The organism is Nonomuraea sp. 3N208 (genome assembly GCF_052245935.1).
GTDB lineage: Bacteria > Actinomycetota > Actinomycetes > Streptosporangiales > Streptosporangiaceae > Nonomuraea.
Window position 1 is genome coordinate 1 of sequence record NZ_JBQQBR010000133.1, and the last position, 1,853, is coordinate 1,853.

Sequence of the window (1,853 nt, forward strand, 5' to 3'; positions counted from 1 at the left end):
CATCTCCGTGTAGGAGTCCTCAACGGGTTGTCCGGCGGCGGCCCTGGCGGCGACGATGCCCACGCCGGGCGCGATCAGGTCCGGCTTGACCGCGGCGTCGCCGGGGCGCGGGCCGGTGCTGCTGAAGTTGGCCACCGTGTCGGCGTCGCGGTAGGAGGCGCCGACCGACAGCGCGCTGTCCGCGCTGCTCGGGGAGCCGAGGTGCTGCGGCCCGTCGTTGCCCGCGGCGATCACGAACAGCGTGCCGTACTTCTCCGTGAGGTTGTCGACGGCCTGCTCCAGCGGGTCGGTGCCGGGCGCGTCAGGGCCACCGAGGCTGAGGTTGGCGACGCGGGCGCCGTTCTCCGCCGCCCACGTCATGCCCTCGATGATGCTCGAGTCGGGACAGAACCCGCTCTGGTCGCAGACCTTGCCGACGAGCAGCCGGGCGCCGGGGGCGACGCCCTTGTGCTTGCCGCCCGAGGCGGCGCCGGAGCCGGCGATCGTGGAGGAGACGTGGGTGCCGTGGCCGTGCAGGTCGCGCGTGTCCGGCTCGGAGGTGAAGTTCTCGGCCTTGGCGACCAGGCCCTGCAGATCGGGGTGGGCGGGGTCGTAGCCGGTGTCGAGGACCGCGACGGGGACGTCCTTGCCGGTGTGGCCGGCCGCCCAGGCCGCGGGCGCGCCGATGTGCGGGACGCTGACGTCGAGCGACACCTTGGCCTTGCCGTCGAGCCAGATCTTCGCGGGCGTCGCCGACGTCCTGGCCTGCGCGGTCAGTGTCTTCCAGAGCGCACCGGTACGGGGCTCGTTCCTGGCCACGCCGTTGATCGCGGGCAGCGGGCGCCCGCCCGCGGCCCTGAGCGTGGCGGTGTCGGCCTGCTCCGGGTACGTCAGGATGAGCGGGAGCCCGGGGCTGGCGGCGTCGTCGTAGCCGAGCGCGGCCAGCTTGGTGACGTTGAACAGCCGGGGGTCCAGCGTGCCCGCCGCCAGAAGGGGCATCGCGTCCACGGGCACGATGCTGAGCCCATCCGTGGACCGGCGGTGCACGAAGTTGATCTTCTCCCGGCCGGGGGCGGGAGCGATGTCGAGCTGGGTCTGCTTGTTGGGGAGCGCGCGGAGGGTGACCTTGTCCCCGGTGATGAGGGTGATCGTCTTGGCGGGCTCTAACTGGGCGGGGGGCGGGGTGGGTGCCGCCTGAGCCGGTACGGCGGCCGTTGTGACGGCCAGTATCACGGCGCCCAGAATGGCGATTCTCTGTTGCACACCCCGCTTTCTAACTGCCAGTGAATTTTGGGGACAAGGTGGTTCCTGTGGCCTATTGCGGCAACTGCCGGAAATGGCCAAGATCGGGGCCATGCTAGAAGACGGCCGGGCGCTGGAGATCGTCGGCATCAGCGCGTTCGATGAGCATGTCTACCGGTGCGTGCTGGCCTGCCCCGGCATCACCGTGCAGGAGCTCGTCATGAGGAGCGGCGAGAGCGCGGGGCGCATCCAGTCGTCGCTGAGCAGGCTCCGCGCCAAGGGCCTGGTCAGCCGCCTGTGGGGGCGCTCACCCCGCTGGACGGCGACGAACCCGGGCACCGCGATCCGCTCGCTGGTCCGCGGCATGCAGAGCGAGCTGGACCAGCTCACCGACACGGCCGACGAACTGGAGGCGGCCTTCCGCACCGTCGGCACGGACCCCGAGGGGAGCGGGCAGTTCGAGGTCCTGGCCGGGCCCGAGGAGCAGGCCCGCTGGTACGTCAGGCTGCAGCAGGAGGCCAAGGAGGAGGTGCTGACCTTCGACCGGCCCCCGTACGTGCTGGACTACCACAACCCGCTGCAGACCGACCTGCTCCGCAACGGCGTGCGCTACCGCACCATCTACGTGCCGG

The 1,853-nt window shown here is 71.4% G+C and carries 2 protein-coding genes; one reads left to right on the forward strand and one right to left on the reverse strand.

Features of this window, described 5'->3' with window-relative positions; all coding sequences use genetic code 11:
* Window positions 1-1,242 (reverse strand): S8 family serine peptidase (locus tag ACTWPT_RS59815; protein ID WP_443186446.1); only part of this gene is annotated, 1,242 nt, incomplete at its 3' end.
* Between the two features lie 91 nt (window positions 1,243-1,333).
* On the opposite strand from ACTWPT_RS59815, the gene ACTWPT_RS59820 reads away from it, so the two are divergent.
* A partial coding sequence (locus ACTWPT_RS59820) for a TrmB family transcriptional regulator (RefSeq protein ID WP_443186447.1) occupies window positions 1,334-1,853 on the forward strand: 520 nt, incomplete at its 3' end.